This is a genomic window from Aeromonas sp. INTO2, assembly GCF_049860605.1.
Lineage (GTDB): Bacteria > Pseudomonadota > Gammaproteobacteria > Enterobacterales > Aeromonadaceae > Aeromonas > Aeromonas caviae.
This window is the reverse complement of sequence record NZ_CP187588.1, coordinates 214269-231893: the sequence shown is the minus strand read 5'-3', so window position 1 is coordinate 231893 and position 17625 is coordinate 214269. Positions and strand designations below refer to the sequence as shown.

The following is a 17625-nucleotide window of genomic DNA, read 5'->3' as shown; positions in this document are numbered from 1 at the left end:
GTTGGTTGACTCGCGAGGGAGTTCTAGTAAATTTACAAACGGAATTTTCTTTGACTACTGAACAGTTAGGTAACCAATTATGACTATCAAAGTAGGTATTAACGGTTTTGGCCGTATCGGTCGTTTCGTTTTCCGTCTGGCCGCTGAGCGTGCTGACATCGAAGTGGTTGGTATCAACGACCTGATCGACGTTGACTACATGGCTTACATGCTGAAGTACGACTCCACTCACGGTCGCTTCAAGGGCACTGTTGAAGTCAAAGACGGCAACCTGATCGTCAACGGCAAAACCGTACGTGTTACCGCTGAACGTGACCCGGCCAACCTGAAATGGGGCGAAATCGGTGTTGACGTTGTTGCCGAAGCAACCGGTCTGTTCCTGACCGACGAAACCGCTCGCAAGCACATCGCTGCCGGTGCCAAGAAAGTCGTACTGACCGGTCCGTCCAAAGACGCTACCCCGATGTTCGTCATGGGCGTCAACCAGGATTCCTACGCTGGCCAGGACATCGTTTCCAACGCTTCCTGCACCACCAACTGCCTGGCCCCCATCGCCAAGGTTCTGAACGATACCTTCGGTATCGAATCCGGCCTGATGACCACCGTTCACGCTACCACTGCTACCCAGAAGACCGTTGATGGTCCGTCTGCCAAAGACTGGCGCGGTGGCCGCGGTGCGGCTCAGAACATCATCCCGTCCTCTACCGGTGCTGCCAAGGCTGTTGGCGTGGTCATCCCGGAACTGAACGGCAAGCTGACCGGCATGGCCTTCCGCGTTCCGACTCCGGACGTGTCCGTTGTTGACCTGACCGTCAACCTGAAGAAAGAAGCGTCCTACGCTGAAATCTGCCAGGCCATGAAGGCTGCCTCCGAAGGCGCCATGAAGGGCGTGCTGGGCTACACCGAAGACGAAGTGGTTTCCACCGACTTCCTGGGTGAGCGTCAGACTTCCGTGTTCGATGCCAAGGCTGGTATCCAGCTGAACAAGACCTTCGTGAAAGTCGTCTCCTGGTACGACAACGAAATGGGCTACTCCAGCAAGGTTCTGGACCTGATCGCTCACATCTCCAAGTAATTTGGGATGCGCAATCGCGTAGCTTGAAAAAAGGCGGCCAATGGCCGCCTTTTTGTATTCTGAATCACGGACCCTTTCTGAATGTCCCCGAGCACTGGAGCCTTTATGACACCGACACGTACGCTGACTGCCCACTGCACCCTGAGCCAGGATGGCCTGCCCCTGCTGACCATAGACAATGAGCACGCCAGGGCCGAGATAAGCCTGTTTGGCGCCCATGTGCTGCGTTACCAACGCCATGGTGAACCGGCCTCTCTCTGGCTCAGCGACAAGGCGATACTGGATGGCAGCAAGCCCATTCGCGGCGGCATTCCCCTCTGCTGGCCCTGGTTCGGCCCCTCCCCCGCTCGCGTTGGCAGCGGCAAGCCGGCTCATGGCTTCGCACGCAACTGCCTGTGGACGCTGGATGGGGTCTCCGATCACGGGGATGGCACACTCGTCCACCTCTCCCTGCGTGACAACGATGCCAGCAGGACGCTCTGGCCCCATGCCTTCGAGCTGGAGCTGGACGTACTGGTCGGCAAGGAGCTTTCCCTGGTGCTGACCACCCGCAACACCGGCAAGTCAGCGCTCACCTACAATGCCGCCCTGCACACCTACCTGCAGATCAGTGCGCCGGAAGCGGTAACCGTGACCGGCCTCGGCGAACCCTATCTGGACAAGCTGACCGGCCGCAACGAACTGCAACAGGGAGCGCTGACCGTCACCGCAGCCATGGATCGCATCTACCGCCAGCCCGATGCCATGGTCAGCGTGCAGGATGGTGAGCGCACCACCCGGGTGGTCAGCGGCAACCACGACAGCGTGGTGGTCTGGACCCCCTGGCAGGAAGGGGCCAGCGCCATGGCCGATATGAGTGACGACGGTTATCGCACCATGCTCTGTGTCGAGGCGGCCATCACCGCCGAGGACGGGATCACCGTCCCGCCCGACGAGGAGCACAGCTTCTCCACCGTCATCATCTGACGATACAGATGACGGATAAATAAAGAGGGCTCCCGCGGGAGCCCTCTTTGCATCTTGCCATCAGCGTCAGTCAGGCGTTGCCCTGGGTCTTGAGCTTGAGCTCGGCGGCGAAATCCAGCATGCGGTCGAGCGGGACAAGCGCTTTGAGACGCAGTGCCTCATCCACATGGATCTCGTGACGCTCGGCGCCGTCGGTCAGGGCCTCCTTGATGGCCACCAGGCCGTTCATCGCCATCCAGGGGCAGTGGGCGCAGCTGCGGCAGGTGGCACCATCGCCGCCGGTGGGCGCCTCCACCATCTCTTTCTCCGGGCAGGCCTGCTGCATCTTGTAGAAGATGCCGCGATCGGTCGCCACGATCAGTTTCTGCTGGGGCAGCTCTTTGGCGGCCTTGATGAGCTGGCTGGTAGAACCCACCGCATCCGCCAGTTCGATGACGGAGGCCGGGGACTCCGGGTGCACCAGCACGGCGGCATCCGGGTTCTGGGCCTTGAGCTCGCGCAGCGCCTTGGCCTTGAACTCGTCGTGCACGATGCAGTGACCCTGCCAGCGCAGCATCTCGGCCCCTGTCTTCTTCTCGATGTAGGCGCCGAGGTGTCTGTCCGGGCCCCAGATGATCTTGTGACCCTGACTGTCCAGATGTTCGACGATCTCCAGCGCAATGCTGGAGGTGACCACCCAGTCGGCCCGCGCTTTCACCGCTGCCGAGGTATTGGCATAGACCACCACGATGTGATCGGGGTGGGCATCGCAGAAGGCGGAGAACTGGTCGATGGGACAACCCAGATCGAGGGAGCACTCGGCCTCCAGCGTCGGCATCAGCACCCGCTTGTGGGGGCTCAGGATCTTGGAGGTCTCTCCCATAAAGCGCACACCGGCCACGATCAGGGTCTGGGCCGCATGGTCGCGACCGAAGCGGGCCATCTCCAGGGAGTCACCCACGAAGCCACCGGTGGCTTCTGCCAGGGCCTGGATCTCGGGATCCGTGTAGTAATGGGCAACCAGCACGGCCTGGCGCGCCTCGAGCAGCACCTTGATCTCGGCGATCAGGGTCGCCTTCTGCTCGGGAGTCAGGGGCTGTGGTTTGGCCGGGAAGGGGTAGTCCATCTCGACTACCGGCGGAATACTGCTCAGTGCATTGCTCATTGCGACTGTTCCATCAACGCTCGGGAAGGCCAAAATTATAACCAGAAGCCGTGCACAAACCCATCAACAAATCCAGTACAGTACAACTGTCAGGACCCGCTCCGACCATATCGTTGTCATTCTTGCCAAAAGGAGTTGTCGAATGAAACAACGTTCGCTCAAGACCAAGTTGTTGTTGCTCACGCTGGGACTTTTTCTCGCCAGTGGCGTCGCCATGACATGGATACAGTCCTCCTCGCTGAACGGCCTGCGCGATGACATCATGGCGCAGACCCGTGGCGCCCTGGAGCAGGAGGTTTCCCGTTCCCTGCAATTCCAGGCAGAGCGGTATGCCGTGCAGATCGAAGACCAGTTGCAGCAGGCCTATCAGATACCGCTCGGCATGGCGGCGCAGCTTGAAGGAAGCATGGCCCAGCCGGACCAGCGGCTGAGTCGCCCGCAAGTGGAGCTCCTACTTGGCAGCCGCCTGCACCAGGCAAACGGGATCAGCTCCATCTACGCCCAGTTCGAACCCAACGGTTACGACGAACAGGACGCCGACTGGCAGACGGGCGCCAGCCATTCGGTTGCCGGCAAGGGCAGTCTCGAGGTCTACTTCACCCGGGAACAGAACGGAAACATCGCGCAGCAGACCATAGATGCCGCCACCAGTGACGCCAAGTTCGACACCTCGCGCAATGAATTCGACATTCGCAACAGCGAGTGGTATCTCTGCGGTCGCGAGACACGTCGCCCCTGCCTGATGGAACCCTACCTCTACGAGATAAGCCCTGGTCAGAAGATGCTGATGACCAGCCTGACGGTGCCCGTCCTCAAGGATGGCAAGTTTGCCGGGATCACCGGGGTCGACATGAACCTGCCCATCTTCCAGCAACTGGCCGAGCACCTTGGCAAGAGCCTCTATGACAACCAGGCCGAGGTCACCCTGGTCAGCAAGACGGGCTTCATCGTCGGCAGCAACCGCCATTCGGACAAACTGGGGCGCCCCCTGACAGAGGCCGGACTGGTTGCCCCGAATGGACACCCCGCCGATACCGACAGTGATTTCATCCTGCAGCAGCCCATACGGATCGAGGCTGCCGACAACCAGTGGTGGCTGATGATCAAGGTGCCCAAGGCCCTCGCCCTCAGCCAGGCCAACACCATCAGCCAGCAGCTCGGCAGCCTGTTGCAGGCGACCCAGCAGCAGCAGCTGATCGCCATCGTTGTCATCACCCTGGTGGCCCTGGGGCTGCTTGTCTGGTTCATCCAGACCATCACGGCGCCCCTCTCCCTCATCAGCCGCCACGTCTCCCACCTCGCCAGCAATGAGGGCGACCTGACCCAGCAGATGCGCATCGACACCCACCAGGAGCTCATCGAGCTTGGCAGGCATCTCAATGCCTTCCTCGGCAAGCTGAGGGCCATGGTGCAGGGCAGCAAGCAGATTGGGCAACAGGTGCATCAGCAGGCCAGGGGCATGAAACAGACGGCCGATGCCATGCGCAGCAGCCTGGATGATCAGAGCCTGGAGCTGGAGAGCGTGGTCAGCGCCATGCACGAGATGAGCACCACGGCAGTCAGCGTGGCGGGCTATGCGGAACAGGCGGCGCAGGAGTCGGAAGCGGCGACCCACCATGTCAGCACGGCCCAGCAGACATTGAGCAGGGCCCGCAACGAGATCCATACCCTGGTTGAGGACATGCATCAGGCCGACAAGGCAGTCGCCCAGGTCGCCCAGCGCAGCACCAATATCAGCCACATCCTCGATGTGATCCGGGCCATTGCCGAACAGACCAACCTGCTGGCCCTCAACGCAGCCATCGAGGCGGCGCGGGCCGGCGACATGGGCAGGGGGTTTGCCGTCGTGGCGGACGAGGTGAGGGCGCTGGCCAACAAGACCCGTTCATCCACCGACGAGATAGGGCAGCTCATCGGCAGCCTGCAAACCGAGGTCACCAGTAGCCAGCAGTTGATGAGCACGGGGATCGCCCGCTCGGTGAGCACGGTTGAAGGCACGGAGCAGGCCTTCGAGGCACTCAATCAGGTGGTCACCCAGATCCAGCAGATCCATGATCACATCAGCCAGGTGGCGACCGCCGCCGAGCAGCAGAGTGCCGTGAGCGACACCATCAACCAGAACCTGATGCGCATCGGCGACGCCGCCACCACCCTGGGACAAGAGGCCAATGCCAGCCAGCGCCTGAGCGAGGCACTGGAACAGGCGGCCACCACCCTGGCAAGCGAGCTGGATCGACTGCGAACCTGATGGGAGACGGAAACGAAAAAGCCCGCATCGCTGCGGGCTTTTCTATATGGTGGTCGTTACTGGGCTCGAACCAGTGACCCCCTCCTTGTAAGGGAGGTGCTCTCCCAGCTGAGCTAAACGACCTGGGACAAGACTGAAATGATGGTGGGTCGTGCTGGATTCGAACCAGCGACCAATTGATTAAAAGTCAACTGCTCTACCGACTGAGCTAACGACCCATCTAAATCATTTTTAAAGCATGGTGGTCGTTACTGGGCTCGAACCAGTGACCCCCTCCTTGTAAGGGAGGTGCTCTCCCAGCTGAGCTAAACGACCTGGGATAAGACTGAAATGATGGTGGGTCGTGCTGGATTCGAACCAGCGACCAATTGATTAAAAGTCAACTGCTCTACCGACTGAGCTAACGACCCATCTAAATCATTTTTAAAGCATGGTGGTCGTTACTGGGCTCGAACCAGTGACCCCCTCCTTGTAAGGGAGGTGCTCTCCCAGCTGAGCTAAACGACCTGGGATAAGACTGAAATGATGGTGGGTCGTGCTGGATTCGAACCAGCGACCAATTGATTAAAAGTCAACTGCTCTACCGACTGAGCTAACGACCCATCTAAATCATTTTTAAAGCATGGTGGTCGTTACTGGGCTCGAACCAGTGACCCCCTCCTTGTAAGGGAGGTGCTCTCCCAGCTGAGCTAAACGACCTGGGATAAGACTGAAATGATGGTGGGTCGTGCTGGATTCGAACCAGCGACCAATTGATTAAAAGTCAACTGCTCTACCGACTGAGCTAACGACCCATCTAAATCATTTTTAAAGCATGGTGGTCGTTACTGGGCTCGAACCAGTGACCCCCTCCTTGTAAGGGAGGTGCTCTCCCAGCTGAGCTAAACGACCTGGGATAAGACTGAAATGATGGTGGGTCGTGCTGGATTCGAACCAGCGACCAATTGATTAAAAGTCAACTGCTCTACCGACTGAGCTAACGACCCATCTAAATCATTTTTAAAGCATGGTGGTCGTTACTGGGCTCGAACCAGTGACCCCCTCCTTGTAAGGGAGGTGCTCTCCCAGCTGAGCTAAACGACCTGGGATTCAATGTTCAGAGTGGTGGGTCGTGTAGGGTTCGAACCTACGACCAATTGATTAAGAGTCAACTGCTCTACCGACTGAGCTAACGACCCACATCCTGAACCTTTCACGAACCGCATGTGGCGGCCAGTGTTACAACATGGTGGTCGTTACTGGGCTCGAACCAGTGACCCCCTCCTTGTAAGGGAGGTGCTCTCCCAGCTGAGCTAAACGACCTGGGAATATTGTCTTCACCTGCTGTGAAGAAATGGTGGGTCGTGCTGGATTCGAACCAGCGACCAATTGATTAAAAGTCAACTGCTCTACCGACTGAGCTAACGACCCTCACCACGACCAGTGCCGACTGCATTACTGCTCCGGCTCTGACGGCGGCCTATATTACGGATTTATCATCCTGGCGCAATAGAAAAATCTTAAATTAAATCTGATTGTTCACTGCGCATACAAAGCACGGCGGTATTTACAAGAGTGTTACGAAAACAGTGACATGCAGCAATGTCACAGCTTGGCCAGACTCTGTTTGGCCAGCTGGGCCGGCGAGGTGTTGGGGTAACCCTTGATCACCTGCTCATAGAAGGCCTTGGCCTCTGCTTTCTTGCCGTCAAGCTGGGCGAGCATGCCGAGTTTCAGCAGGGCATCGGCCCGCTTGGGTGACTTGCTGTATTTGTTCGCCACCGTGGAAAACTGGCTCGCGGCCCCCGCCCTGTCGCCCTTGTTGAACATCAGCTGGCCGAGCCAGTAGTGGGCATTGGGAACATAGCTGGAGTTCGGGAACTGCTTGATGAATCCTTCGAAGGCAGGAATGGCCTTGTCGTAGTTCTTCTCCTTGAGCACCATGTTCACGGCTGCGTCGTAGGCCTGGTTCTCATCCTGGTTGGTGGAGTAGTTGGCAGCCGCGGCAGGAGGCGTTGCAGCACCTGCAGCAGGTGTTGCGGGCGCGGCGGCAGGCTGGCTGTTGGCCACCTTGTCGAGCTCTTGGTAGAGTTGGCGCTGGCGCTCCTGGGACTGCTCCATCTGGTAGGTCTGCTGTTCCAGCTGACCACGCAGCTCGGAGACCTCCCCTTGCAGGGAGTCGACCTGTTGCTGCAGTTCGGCCTGCAGACGCAGACGGGCATTGAGGGTACGCTCCAGCAGAGCAACCCGGTCTTCTAGGCTGCCGGTCGGTACGATGGCACCATTGTTGCCGCTCAGCACCACGCCGCTGCTGCCAGAATCCCCACTCAGATCGCTCACCGGTGCCGCCGCTTGCGCATTCAAAGCAACCAACACGGCCAGCGCAACACCAGCTTGCTTGTACACAGATTTCATTCGGATCAAACCTTAGCGTTTAGTGCAAATAAAACGGCCAGCGCATAGTCGCTCGCTGATACAGATTTCATTCGGATCAAACCTTGACGTTTAGTGCAAATAAAACGGCCATCGAAATGGCCGCTTGCATATAAACGAACTTCGTTCGACTCAAACCTTAGTAAACCAGGACCGCACGGCGGTTCTTGGCAAAGGCTTCCTCGGTGTGGGACAGATCCAGCGGCTTCTCTTCGCCATAGCTGACGATGGAGAGCTGCTCGGCCTGCACACCCAGGGTTTGCAGATACTTGGCAACAGCCTTGGCACGACGCTCACCCAGCGCGATGTTGTATTCCGGCGTACCGCGCTCGTCGGCGTGGCCTTCGATCAGTACCTTGACGCTCGGACGTTCACGCAGGTAGCTGGCGTGGGCATCCAGCAGGTCGGCGTACTGACCCTGGATGTCGTAACCATCGTACGGGAAGTAGATCACGTTGTCGCGTTGCAGCGCTTCGAACTTCTGACGCATCTGCTCTTCCGGGGACAACATGCCATTGGCGCCGCCGGTTTGTACACCGCCCATGCCGTCGGTCATGCCGGACTCGGCGCCAGCGGCGTCGGAGTCAGAAGAGGAGCTACAGGCAGCCAGGGTGAACAGTGGCAGTGCGATGGCCAGACCCTTGAGCAGTTTATTGAGTTGCATGCTATTTCCTTAAACCTTTATAACAAAACAAAAAACAATCGATTTTTATCAATTCAAGAAGGGCGACCAAGCTGGTGCACGAATTTCACCGCTACTGGTCGGAAGCACTGCCTTGAAGCGACCGTCGGTCGACACCAATGCAAGACTCTTACGACCCTGATAGATGGTGGCATAAATGATCATGCTGCCATTGGGAGCCACACTTGGCGATTCATCCAGAGCACTCTGGGTCAGTACCAGCATGGCTCCATTTTCCATATCCTGGCGAGCGATGCGATATTGTCCCTGAACCCGGGTCACCATCACCATGGACTTGCCGTCCGGTGTGATGGATGCCCCCTGGTTGGAATCCCCTTCCCAGGTCATCCGGCGAGTCATGCCAGTCGCCAAATTTACGCTATAAATCTGGGGTTTGCCACCACGTTCAGAGGTGAACAGCAAAGTTTGACCGTCCGGCATCCAGGAGGGTTCGGTGTCGATGGTGCGGTTATTTGTGACTCGAGTGAGTTGCTTGCTAGCAACATCAACGACATAGATGTCAGGCTGTCCATCTTTGGACAGAACAATAGCCAAACGACGACCATCTGGAGACCACTCCGGCGCACCGTTGATGCCACGGAAGCTGGTGATCAGACTGCGCTGCTGGGTGTAGATGTCCTGCACATAGATCTCGGACTTCTGGTTCTCGAAGCTCACGTAAGCCAGCTTGCTGCCATCCGGCGACCAGGCCGGGGACATCAGGGGTTCACGGGAGCGCAGCAGAGTCTTCTCGTTGTAGCCGTCGTAGTCGGAGATCCGCAGCTGATACGGGAACTGGGTGCCCTGCTGCACGGAGACATAGGCCAGACGAGTCAGGAAGGCACCACGCTCACCGGTCAGACGCTCGTAGACGATGTCGGAGATGCGGTGGGCAAACTGGCGCATCTGGGCACCCGGGATGGTCGCCATGCGGCTGTCCAGGATGTAACCGTTCGCTTCACCGCCCTGGGTCTTGGCCAGCTGGCCTTTCAGGACGTCGACCAGCTCGAAGTTGATCTTGTAGGTGCCATCACCCACGGCGGCGATGGAGCCGACCACCACGGCTTCGACCCCCTGGGAAGCCCAGGGTGCGAAGTTGATCTCGCCGCTGGTGCTCGGCGTCTGCGGCATCTGGCCACGGGCCAGCGGCTTGAACTTGCCGCTGCGCATCAGGTCGTTGGAGACCACTTCCGCGATATCTTGCGGCAACTGGCCATTGCCCTCCCACTTGAAGGGGGCGATGGCGATGGGACGTGCACTGTCGATACCGCCGGTGATGACGATATCCAAGGCCGCCTGAGCACTCTGGCCCAGCAACAAACAGCCAACCAAAGCAAAAAACACTTTTCTTATCATGGCTTAAACTCTCAGTTCCAATTTGAGACTCAGTTCTCTGATCAACAACCCTTGCCAATCAAAGCAGAAACACTCTCTTAAATCGTTGGCGCTAGCTGAAGGCGTAGATCCTTCATCAATTCGAATGCCGCCGGATCCTTCGGCACCGGCAACTGGTTGGCCTTCAGCACCGCCGCCTTGCCGGAGCGGCAGACCGCAGGATCACCCTGACCGTTGTCCACCGAGATGACGAAGCCGCTACTGGCCAACTTGACACCGATAGTACATGTTTTGCCCCGCATGGTGGGATCCAAAATCATGTAGCGCTCGACCGTGGCCTTGATGAGGGCGGCATACTTGTCGACCTCGCCCTTGGCGGCTGCCGATGCTGCCTGACTGCGCGCATTGGCCTCGGCGGCCAGCTGCTGCTCCATCATGGCTTCCATCTCTTTTTGCAACTTGGCCTCTTCGGCCGCCTTGCGCTTGCGCTCCGCCTCAATCTTGGCCTTTCTGTCAGCCTCGGCCTTCGCCTTCTTCTCTGCGTCAGCTTTTGCCTTCTTGTCAGCCTCTTCCTTCGCCTTCTTCTCGGCCTCGGCCTTGGCTTTCTTCTCGGCTTCCGCCTTCGCCTTTTTCTCGGCTTCGGCCTTGGCCTTCTTCTCGGCTTCCGCTTTCTTGGCTTTGGCCTCTTCCGCCTTGGCCTTCTCTTCAGCCTGCTTCTTCTCCAGCTCTTCTTTTTTCTTCTTGAGCGCCAGCGCCTTGGCCTCTTCCGCCGCCTTGCGTTCGGCTTCGGCCTTCTTGGTCTTCTGCTCTTCCAGCTTGCGGGCTTCCTCGGCTTTCTGGGCCTTCTCTTCCGCCTGCTTCTGTTCAGCCTCTTTCTTCTGCTTGTCGGCTTCGGCCTTGCGGGTCGCCTCTTCGGCCTGCTTGCGCTTGGTCTCGGCGATACGCAGACGCTCCTGCTCCTGTGCCAGCTCGCGTTTGACGCGCTCAGCGTCTTCCTTGTCCTTCTGCTGCTGTGCAGCCTTGGGCTGGGCCTGCTTCTGCTGCTGGACCTGCTGCATCTGCTGCTCCAGCATTTCGCTGTCCATCATGACCGCATTGACGATCTGTCCCTTGGACTCGGGGCGCTTGGGTTTGCTGAAGTCGACACCGACCAGCAGGATGATGCCGATGATCAGATGCAGCAGCAGCGACGCGACGAGATAACCGGAAATACCACGCTTCACATCCATCTCCGTCAGTTCACCGGATCCGTCATCAGACCAACCTGAGGCACACCGGCTTTCTTGAGGGCCACCATCAGCAGGATCACCTCCTCGTAGCGCACGGACTTGTCACCGGCGACCACCACGGGCGCGTTCTGGTTGATGGCCAGATAGCCCATGGCCTTCTCGGTGATGTACTGCTGCATCGCCTCTGGGGTGCCGCTCGGTACGGGTTCGTCATCCGCCTCGCCGGCCTTGATGACGTACTCACCCTCGGTATTGACGCTGACGATGAAAGGCGGCTTGGAGTCTTCCGGCAACTGCTCGGACTCCGCCTGGGGCAGGTCGACCTTGACCCCCTGCGTGATCACGGGCGTGACCGCCATGAAGATGATGAGCAGCACCAGCATGACGTCGATATAGGGCACCACGTTGATCTCGGCGACCTTCTTGCGTTTGAGCCGCTGATAGGTTTGCATTACTTCTCACCCTGCTGTGCGATTTGGCGGTTCAGAATGGTGGTGAACTCGTCCATGAAGTTGGCGTAGGCGTTTTCCAGCCGTTCGACCTTGTTGGTGAAGCGGTTGTAGAAGATAACGGCCGGGATGGCGGCAAACAGACCCATGGCGGTGGCGATCAGAGCCTCCGCGATACCCGGTGCCACCATCTGCAGGGTCGCCTGCTGAACCTGACCCAGAGCGATAAAGGCGTTCATGATCCCCCAGACGGTACCGAACAGACCGATATAGGGGCTGATGGAACCGATGGTCGCCAAGACCGGCAGGTTGGACTCGAGATCGTCCACTGCACGGGACAGGGAGACGCGCATGGCACGATAGGTACCGTCCATCACCGCATCCTGACCGCGGGCACCGGCCTTGAGCAGGCGGGCATACTCCTTGAAGCCGGAGTAGAAGATGTCTTCCATGCCTTCGATGTCGTCACGACGGGAGGAGGACTCCTGGTAGAGACGATTGAGGTCGACCCCGGACCAGAATCTGTCTTCAAACTGCTCCGAGGCGAGGTTGGCCGCCTTGATGGCCTTGGAGCGCTGGATGATCAGCGCCCAGGAGACGACCGACATGCCCATCAGGGTCATCATGACCAGTTTCACCAACAGACTGGCTTGCCAGAACAGGCCAATAAACGAAATTTCAGCGTGCACTTAACAGCACTCCCTTGATTTTTTCAGGTATTGCAACAGGTTTCATTTGCGGATGACTGACACAGGCGATCTGTACCATGGCCTGAGTGATCAGCCGTCCATCAGCCGCCAGGATCTGCTGTGAAAAACGCATGGAAGCGCGTTTCACTTCAGTTACTTGCGTCATTACGGTCAGCAGTTCATTGAAGCGGGCCGCCGCGCGGAAGTCGATTTCGGTGCGACTCACCACAAACGCGATCCCTGCCTGCAGCAGGACATCCTGTTCGATGCCGCCTGCGCGCAGGAATTCGGTGCGGGCCCGTTCCATAAACTTGAGATAATTGGCGTTGTAGACGATGCCTCCGGCATCCGTGTCTTCGTAGTAGACACGCACCGGAAACTCAGAGACTTCCCCCATAAAAATCTGTGATCCATTCGACAGTCAGATGGGGGGCTATCATAGCGCAGGGCTGAATAGGAAAGAAGCAGGGGGAGACAGGGAAATCCCGTCTCTTCCTGTTTTTTAGGTTCTTCGCGGGATCTTGGGGAAGTGGAAGTTGACAGACAGGGTGCTGGTAAACTGGCTGTCTCCAAACACACCACCACCATCACCCTGCTGTCGCCGTGCATCATATTGATATTGCCTCCTTCTGGCCAGGTTATACCGTCATCGCCCAAGCGCTTTCTGCCAACCATCACACCCTGTTTACCCTTGAGCCTCGCGCCGACCTGTTGCCCCGTTGTCGCCGATGCCTGCAACCCACGCCATTGATCCACGACCAACGTATCCGCCGGGTGCGTGAGCGAGACCTATTTGACCGACAAGTCTGGTTACAACTGCCTGTTCGCCGCGTCGACTGTCTGCGCTGTGGTCGCGTCAGTGAACATATCGACTGGCTCCCCTCTGGCTCCCGCCTCACCCGGCGCATGCAGTGCTGGATTGAAGCGCTCGTTCAGTACCTCCCCATCCGCCATGTCAGCCAGCTCACCGGGGTCGGTTGGCACACCATCAAGGAGATCGACAAGCGCCGTTTGCAGACCAGTGTGGGCACCATCGAACTTGGGGAGGTGCGGCGGCTGGTGATGGATGAGTTTGCCCTGCACAAGGGACACCGCTATGCCACCGTGATCATGGATGCCGAGCGAACCCGCGTCCTGTGGGTGGGGCACGGCAACAGCCGGGCCGCTATCCGTCCCTTCTTCGAGCAGCTCGGCGAGCGATGCCAGCAGATTGAGGCGGTGGCGATGGACATGAACACGGCGTTCGACCTGGAGGTGAAGCAACACTGCCCGCAGGCGGAGGTGGTCTACGACCTGTTCCACGTGGTGGCTCGCTATGGCCGAGAGGTGGTGGACCGGGTGCGAGTGGAGCAGGCGAATGCACTGAAAAGCGATAAACCGGCGCGAAAAGTGGTCAAAAGTGCGCGTTGGTTGCTGCTACGTAATCGGGCGAAGCTGAGTGAAAAACAGGATGTGAAGTTGCAGGAGCTGTTGGCGGCGAATCAACCGCTGGCGATGGTGTACGTGCTGAAAGAGGCGTTGAAGGGCATCTGGTATGCGCCGAGCGTGTGGGAAGGATGGCGACGATGGCGGAGCTGGATGCGGCAGGTGAAGGAAAGCGGGCTAGCGCCGCTGCAACGATTTGGTCGAAATTTATCGAAATATATGCGGGGGATCCTGGCGAGTGCAAACTACCCGATGCACACGAGTGTGCTGGAAGGGGTGAACAACAAGATCAAAGTGATAAAGCGTATGGCATATGGATTTAGGGACTCAGAATACTTTTTTCTGAAAATCAAGGCGGCCTTCCCCGGAAAGCCGCGATGAACCGTTTTTTATGGCGTGCTGCGGCGCCGACAGGCCGAAGACCACAGGGCTGTCAGCATCGCAAGAAAAGCGGAAAAGAGAAGTGGCTGCGAGCGGCGTGACGAGCGAGGTTCGGTTGCTCTGACCGGGCGACGACACGCCCGTCAAAAAAGAAGAAGGAGGTGGGCTGATGCCGACCTCCTTCATCATTTATGGCAGGTAGTAGCTGCTGGTCAGCCAGAGCCCGCAGAGCAGGCTGGGCAGGGCGAGCCAGGGGAAGAACAGCACGCGACCCACCAGGCTGCGCGGGTGAAACCCCAGTCCATGCATGACACCGCAACAGACCGCCCACATCAGCCAGGGCGCAAGCCAGAGGCCGTGCTCACTGGTGTTGGCCGCGACCAGGTTGGGCGCCTGCAAGATGGCGACAGCCAGCAGGGCCGCCGCCAGCAGCATCAGACCTTGCCATGGCTGGCGCTCCAGAGGAGCGGCCAGCCGGGCGAGCCTGTCACTTGTCTTCATCAATCTGACGATCCAGGTTCTCGGTGTGCTCCAGCCAGAGCGCATTGATAATCCCAAACGCACAGGCCAGCAGCAGCCCCAGGATCCAGGTGAAATACCACATATCAGGGCACCTTCTTAGTAGAGCGATTGTTGGTTGTCTTCGATGTGCTTGTTACTCACCCGGCCGAACATCTTGATGTAGGTCCAGATGGTGTAAGCCAGCACGGTCGGCACGAAGACGACTGCGACTACCGTCATCACCTTGAGGGTGTTGAAGGAGGCGGTGGAATCCCACATGGTCAGGCTCTGGGACGGCTCGAGGCTCGAGGGCATCACGAACGGGAACATGGAGAAGCCCGCGGTCAGGATGATGCCGGCGATGGCCAGGGAGGAGAACAGGAACGCCACCCACCCCTTGTCCAGCTTGGCCGCCACGGCGGTCAGCAGACACATCACCAGACCCAGCACGGGTGCGGCAATCATCCAGGGATAGAGGTTGTAGTTCTGCATCCAGGCACCGGCCTGCACCACCACTTCCTTGTGAAGGGGGTTGGTGACGGCGTCGGTGGCGACGGAACCCACAATCACATAACCATCCATGCCGCTCACCCAGACACCGGCCAGGGCGAACAGCACCAGGGTCAGCAGGGAGAAGATCATGGCGGCGGTGCGAGAGCGCGCCAGCACTTCACCTTCGGTCTTCATCATCAGCCAGGTTGCACCCTGGGTGATAATCATGAAGAGGCTCACCAGACCGGCCAGCAGACCGAACGGATTGAGCAGACCGAAGAAGTTGCCGTGATAGGTCATCATCAAGAACTGGTTGAAGCTGAACGGTACACCCTGCAGCAGGTTGCCGAACGCCACCCCGAAGATAACAGGGGGAATGGCGCTACCGGCAAACAGAGCCCAGTCCCAGTTGGAGCGCCACTTGGCATCTTCCTGCAGGGAGCGGTACTTGAAGCCGACCGGACGGAAGAACAGCGCCATCAGGGTCAGGATCATGGCGATGTAGAAGCCGGAGAAGGCCGCCGCATAGACCATGGGCCAGGCAGCGAACAGGGCACCACCGGCGGTCACCAGCCAGACCTGGTTGCCTTCCCAGTGCGGCCCCATGGTGTTGAGCATCACGCGACGCTCCACATCCTTCTTGCCGACGAAGGGGAGCAGGGCGCCCACCCCCATATCGAAACCGTCGGTGATGGCAAACCCGATCAGCAGCACGCCGACCAGCACCCACCAGACCAGACGCAACAGTTCGTAATCAAACATGGGTCACTCTCCTTATGCCTTGCTCTGTTCGAAGTGGTACTTGCCCGTCTTCAGGCTGCTTGGGCCCAGGCGCGCATACTTGAACATCAGGTACATCTCGATGATCAGCAGTACGGTGTAGAACAGGAAGATCCCGATCAGAGAGAACCAGATCTCGGACGCAGGAATGTTGGATGCAGAGACATAAGTCGGCAGCATCTCGGCGATGGTCCAGGGTTGACGACCGTATTCAGCGACAAACCAGCCCGCCTCGATGGCGATCCAGGGCAGCGGGATGCCGTACAGCAGCGCCTTGAGCAGCCACTTGCGCTCGCCGATCTTGTGGCGGGTGCTGTCATAGAAGGCCAGACCGATCAGCACCAGCATCAGGATGCCGCAGGCGACCATGATGCGGAAGGCGAAGAACAGCGGCAGTACCTGCGGGATGGAGTCATCCACGGCGGCCTTGATCTGCTCGTCGGTGGCGTCGGTCACGTTGGGGGTGTAACGCTTGAGCAGCAGACCGTAGCCCAGATCCTGCTTCACTTCGTCGAAGCGGGCGCGGGTATCGTCGGACTTGTCACCGGATTGCAGCTTGGTCAGCAGGTCGTAGGCGGTCATGCCGTTGCGCACGCGCAGCTCATGCTCGCTCTTGAGATCCTTGAGACCAGTCACCTGACCGTCCAGGGAACGGGTGGCGATGATGCCGAGGGCATAGGGGATCTTGATGGCGTAGTCGGTGCGCATCTCCTCCTGGTTCGGGATCCCGAACAGGGTGAAGGATGCCGGAGCCGGCTCCGTGTTCCACTCGGCCTCGATGGCCGCCAGTTTCACCTTCTGCACTTCCCCGGTCTCGTAGCCGGACTCGTCACCCAGCACCAGCACGGAGAGGATGGAGGCCATGCCGAACGCGGCCGCGATGGCGAAGGAGCGACGAGCGAATGCCACATCACGATTCTTCAGCAGGTAATAGGAGGAGATCCCGAGCACGAACATGGCGCCCGTGGTATAGCCTGCCGCCACGGTGTGGACGAACTTGACCTGGGCAACCGGGTTGAACACCAGGTCGGCGAAGCTCACCATCTCCATGCGCATGGATTCGAAGTTGAACTCGGCACCCACCGGGTTCTGCATCCAGCCGTTGGCGACCAGGATCCACAGTGCGGAGAGGTTGGTCCCGAGCGCCATCAGCCAGGTAGCCGCCAGGTGCTGACGCTTGCTGAGACGATCCCAACCGAAGAAGAACATACCGACGAAGGTGGACTCCAGGAAGAAGGCCATCAAGCCTTCGATGGCCAGCGGGGCCCCGAAGATGTCGCCGACATAGTGGGAGTAGTAAGCCCAGTTGGTACCGAACTGAAACTCCATGGTGAGCCCGGTGGTAACCCCGAGGGCAAAGTTGATACCGAACAACTTGCCCCAGAACTTGGTCATGTCCCGGTACACTGTGTTGTTGGTCATCACATAGACAGACTCCATGATCGCCAGGATGAAGGCCATCCCCAGCGTCAAGGGTACAAACAGGAAGTGATAAAGGGCCGTCGCAGCAAATTGGAACCGCGATAGGTCTACCACATGCTCAGCAATCATGATGTTTCCTCACCGATTATTGGCACGGCTATTTTAAGTTTTAAGGACAAAGCTTCCATTGGAAGTCCCCGAACGGTCGGTCACCCCTCGCGGACTGACCGGATTCGACTGCCACCACATTAACAACAAGGCAATATACAGGAACAAAAAAAGCTAATGTTTAACATCTAATAAACAATAACCAGGGTTCTATTCCCGCCTATAATGATCGCTGTTTTATATCACCTTTATTTGATTGAAATCAATGTAAAACCACCCTCAATACA

General features: G+C 58.5%; 16 protein-coding genes and 14 tRNA genes. 4 read left to right on the top strand and 26 right to left on the bottom strand.

Annotation, left to right across the window (positions count from 1 at the left end; translation table 11 throughout):
• Positions 1-79: 79 nt before the first annotated feature.
• Together gap and ACPW74_RS01235 are read left to right on the top strand one after the other, a co-directional pair.
• Positions 80-1075 carry a type I glyceraldehyde-3-phosphate dehydrogenase gene (gene gap / locus ACPW74_RS01240; protein ID WP_010672882.1) on the top strand — a complete coding sequence of 332 codons (996 nt, stop codon included), beginning with the start codon at positions 80-82 and terminating at the stop codon, positions 1073-1075.
• Positions 1076-1180: 105 nt separating this feature from the next.
• Entirely contained in the window at positions 1181-2041 is an 861-nt protein-coding gene (locus tag ACPW74_RS01235; protein WP_042864408.1) for a D-hexose-6-phosphate mutarotase, read from the top strand.
• Between the two features lie 70 nt (positions 2042-2111).
• Here the strand turns inward: ACPW74_RS01235 and nadA are convergent, their stop codons facing one another.
• Positions 2112-3185 carry a quinolinate synthase NadA gene (nadA, locus tag ACPW74_RS01230; RefSeq protein ID WP_052816503.1) on the bottom strand — a complete coding sequence of 358 codons (1074 nt, stop codon included), beginning with the start codon at positions 3183-3185 and terminating at the stop codon, positions 2112-2114.
• Between the two features lie 142 nt (positions 3186-3327).
• Between nadA and ACPW74_RS01225 the strand changes: the two genes are divergently transcribed.
• Positions 3328-5433, top strand: a complete 2106-nt coding sequence (locus ACPW74_RS01225; RefSeq protein ID WP_223954842.1) for a methyl-accepting chemotaxis protein — start codon at positions 3328-3330, stop codon at positions 5431-5433.
• Positions 5434-5480: 47 nt separating this feature from the next.
• Here ACPW74_RS01225 and ACPW74_RS01220 read toward each other — a convergent pair.
• The 21 genes from ACPW74_RS01220 to ybgC form a co-directional block, all read right to left on the bottom strand.
• A tRNA-Val gene (locus tag ACPW74_RS01220) sits at positions 5481-5556 on the bottom strand.
• Between the two features lie 19 nt (positions 5557-5575).
• Positions 5576-5651: transfer RNA gene (locus ACPW74_RS01215), tRNA-Lys, on the bottom strand.
• Positions 5652-5672: 21 nt separating this feature from the next.
• Positions 5673-5748 (bottom strand) — tRNA-Val (locus ACPW74_RS01210).
• A 19-nt stretch (positions 5749-5767) separates the two neighbouring features.
• Positions 5768-5843 (bottom strand) — tRNA-Lys (locus tag ACPW74_RS01205).
• A 21-nt stretch (positions 5844-5864) separates the two neighbouring features.
• Positions 5865-5940: transfer RNA gene (locus ACPW74_RS01200), tRNA-Val, on the bottom strand.
• Positions 5941-5959: 19 nt separating this feature from the next.
• Positions 5960-6035 (bottom strand) — tRNA-Lys (locus ACPW74_RS01195).
• 21 nt (positions 6036-6056) lie between these two features.
• Positions 6057-6132: transfer RNA gene (locus tag ACPW74_RS01190), tRNA-Val, on the bottom strand.
• A gap of 19 nt (positions 6133-6151) precedes the next feature.
• Positions 6152-6227: transfer RNA gene (locus ACPW74_RS01185), tRNA-Lys, on the bottom strand.
• A gap of 21 nt (positions 6228-6248) precedes the next feature.
• Positions 6249-6324, bottom strand: a tRNA-Val gene (locus tag ACPW74_RS01180).
• Between the two features lie 19 nt (positions 6325-6343).
• Positions 6344-6419 (bottom strand) — tRNA-Lys (locus ACPW74_RS01175).
• A 21-nt stretch (positions 6420-6440) separates the two neighbouring features.
• Positions 6441-6516: transfer RNA gene (locus tag ACPW74_RS01170), tRNA-Val, on the bottom strand.
• Positions 6517-6535: 19 nt separating this feature from the next.
• Positions 6536-6611: transfer RNA gene (locus tag ACPW74_RS01165), tRNA-Lys, on the bottom strand.
• Between the two features lie 48 nt (positions 6612-6659).
• A tRNA-Val gene (locus ACPW74_RS01160) sits at positions 6660-6735 on the bottom strand.
• Positions 6736-6767: 32 nt separating this feature from the next.
• Positions 6768-6843 (bottom strand) — tRNA-Lys (locus ACPW74_RS01155).
• 174 nt (positions 6844-7017) lie between these two features.
• Complete coding sequence (gene ybgF / locus ACPW74_RS01150) at positions 7018-7827, bottom strand: tol-pal system protein YbgF (protein WP_041211017.1); 810 nt, start codon at positions 7825-7827, stop codon at positions 7018-7020.
• Between the two features lie 157 nt (positions 7828-7984).
• Entirely contained in the window at positions 7985-8509 is a 525-nt protein-coding gene (pal, locus tag ACPW74_RS01145; protein WP_010672877.1) for a peptidoglycan-associated lipoprotein Pal, read from the bottom strand.
• A gap of 48 nt (positions 8510-8557) precedes the next feature.
• Positions 8558-9883: a Tol-Pal system beta propeller repeat protein TolB gene (gene tolB, locus ACPW74_RS01140; RefSeq protein WP_010672876.1), complete on the bottom strand. Its 1326-nt coding sequence runs from the start codon at positions 9881-9883 to the stop codon at positions 8558-8560.
• A gap of 77 nt (positions 9884-9960) precedes the next feature.
• Positions 9961-11091, bottom strand: a complete 1131-nt coding sequence (tolA, locus tag ACPW74_RS01135; protein WP_010672875.1) for a cell envelope integrity protein TolA — start codon at positions 11089-11091, stop codon at positions 9961-9963.
• A gap of 5 nt (positions 11092-11096) precedes the next feature.
• Positions 11097-11543 carry a protein TolR gene (gene tolR / locus ACPW74_RS01130; RefSeq protein ID WP_010672874.1) on the bottom strand — a complete coding sequence of 149 codons (447 nt, stop codon included), beginning with the start codon at positions 11541-11543 and terminating at the stop codon, positions 11097-11099.
• Positions 11543-12229 (bottom strand): protein TolQ, encoded by a 687-nt coding sequence (gene tolQ, locus ACPW74_RS01125; RefSeq protein WP_010672873.1) that lies wholly within the window; start codon positions 12227-12229, stop codon positions 11543-11545. The genes tolR and tolQ overlap by 1 nt, the downstream gene beginning before the upstream one ends.
• Positions 12219-12626: a tol-pal system-associated acyl-CoA thioesterase gene (gene ybgC, locus ACPW74_RS01120; RefSeq protein WP_010672872.1), complete on the bottom strand. Its 408-nt coding sequence runs from the start codon at positions 12624-12626 to the stop codon at positions 12219-12221. The genes tolQ and ybgC overlap by 11 nt, the downstream gene beginning before the upstream one ends.
• 206 nt (positions 12627-12832) lie before the next feature.
• Here ybgC and ACPW74_RS01115 point away from each other — a divergent pair, with 206 nt between their 5' ends.
• Positions 12833-14035, top strand: a complete 1203-nt coding sequence (locus ACPW74_RS01115; protein ID WP_084865641.1) for an ISL3-like element ISAeme19 family transposase — start codon at positions 12833-12835, stop codon at positions 14033-14035.
• A 189-nt stretch (positions 14036-14224) separates the two neighbouring features.
• Here ACPW74_RS01115 and ACPW74_RS01110 read toward each other — a convergent pair whose 3' ends face one another.
• From ACPW74_RS01110 to ACPW74_RS01095, 4 genes are read right to left on the bottom strand one after another with little or no spacing between them, the layout of a single operon-like run.
• Positions 14225-14536 carry a cyd operon YbgE family protein gene (locus ACPW74_RS01110; protein ID WP_039039483.1) on the bottom strand — a complete coding sequence of 104 codons (312 nt, stop codon included), beginning with the start codon at positions 14534-14536 and terminating at the stop codon, positions 14225-14227.
• The gene (cydX, locus tag ACPW74_RS01105) at positions 14523-14639 is read right to left on the bottom strand and encodes a cytochrome bd-I oxidase subunit CydX (RefSeq protein ID WP_005331536.1); all 117 of its coding nucleotides are present in this window, start codon (positions 14637-14639) and stop codon (positions 14523-14525) included. The genes ACPW74_RS01110 and cydX overlap by 14 nt, the downstream gene beginning before the upstream one ends.
• Before the next feature lie 14 nt (positions 14640-14653).
• A complete protein-coding gene (gene cydB / locus ACPW74_RS01100; RefSeq protein ID WP_010672870.1) occupies positions 14654-15790 on the bottom strand; it encodes a cytochrome d ubiquinol oxidase subunit II in 1137 nt (378 codons plus the stop codon).
• A 12-nt stretch (positions 15791-15802) separates the two neighbouring features.
• On the bottom strand, positions 15803-17359 hold the full coding sequence (locus tag ACPW74_RS01095) for a cytochrome ubiquinol oxidase subunit I (RefSeq protein ID WP_010672869.1): 1557 nt from the start codon (positions 17357-17359) through the stop codon (positions 15803-15805).
• Positions 17360-17625: the final 266 nt, after the last annotated feature.

Excerpts from the sequence above, each read along its gene's own strand:
- ACPW74_RS01225 (WP_223954842.1), top strand. The coding sequence starts at position 3,328 with ATGAAACAACGTTCGCTCAAGACCAAGTTGTTGTTGCTCACGCTGGGA.
- ybgF (WP_041211017.1), bottom strand. The coding sequence starts at position 7,827 with ATGAAATCTGTGTACAAGCAAGCTGGTGTTGCGCTGGCCGTGTTGGTT.
- nadA (WP_052816503.1), bottom strand. The coding sequence starts at position 3,185 with ATGAGCAATGCACTGAGCAGTATTCCGCCGGTAGTCGAGATGGACTAC.
- ACPW74_RS01235 (WP_042864408.1), top strand. The coding sequence starts at position 1,181 with ATGACACCGACACGTACGCTGACTGCCCACTGCACCCTGAGCCAGGAT.
- cydB (WP_010672870.1), bottom strand. The coding sequence starts at position 15,790 with ATGTTTGATTACGAACTGTTGCGTCTGGTCTGGTGGGTGCTGGTCGGC.
- pal (WP_010672877.1), bottom strand. The coding sequence starts at position 8,509 with ATGCAACTCAATAAACTGCTCAAGGGTCTGGCCATCGCACTGCCACTG.
- gap (WP_010672882.1), top strand. The coding sequence starts at position 80 with ATGACTATCAAAGTAGGTATTAACGGTTTTGGCCGTATCGGTCGTTTC.
- ACPW74_RS01110 (WP_039039483.1), bottom strand. The coding sequence starts at position 14,536 with ATGAAGACAAGTGACAGGCTCGCCCGGCTGGCCGCTCCTCTGGAGCGC.
- tolA (WP_010672875.1), bottom strand. The coding sequence starts at position 11,091 with ATGGATGTGAAGCGTGGTATTTCCGGTTATCTCGTCGCGTCGCTGCTG.
- tolR (WP_010672874.1), bottom strand. The coding sequence starts at position 11,543 with ATGCAAACCTATCAGCGGCTCAAACGCAAGAAGGTCGCCGAGATCAAC.
- ACPW74_RS01095 (WP_010672869.1), bottom strand. The coding sequence starts at position 17,359 with ATGATTGCTGAGCATGTGGTAGACCTATCGCGGTTCCAATTTGCTGCG.
- cydX (WP_005331536.1), bottom strand. The coding sequence starts at position 14,639 with ATGTGGTATTTCACCTGGATCCTGGGGCTGCTGCTGGCCTGTGCGTTT.
- ybgC (WP_010672872.1), bottom strand. The coding sequence starts at position 12,626 with ATGGGGGAAGTCTCTGAGTTTCCGGTGCGTGTCTACTACGAAGACACG.
- tolB (WP_010672876.1), bottom strand. The coding sequence starts at position 9,883 with ATGATAAGAAAAGTGTTTTTTGCTTTGGTTGGCTGTTTGTTGCTGGGC.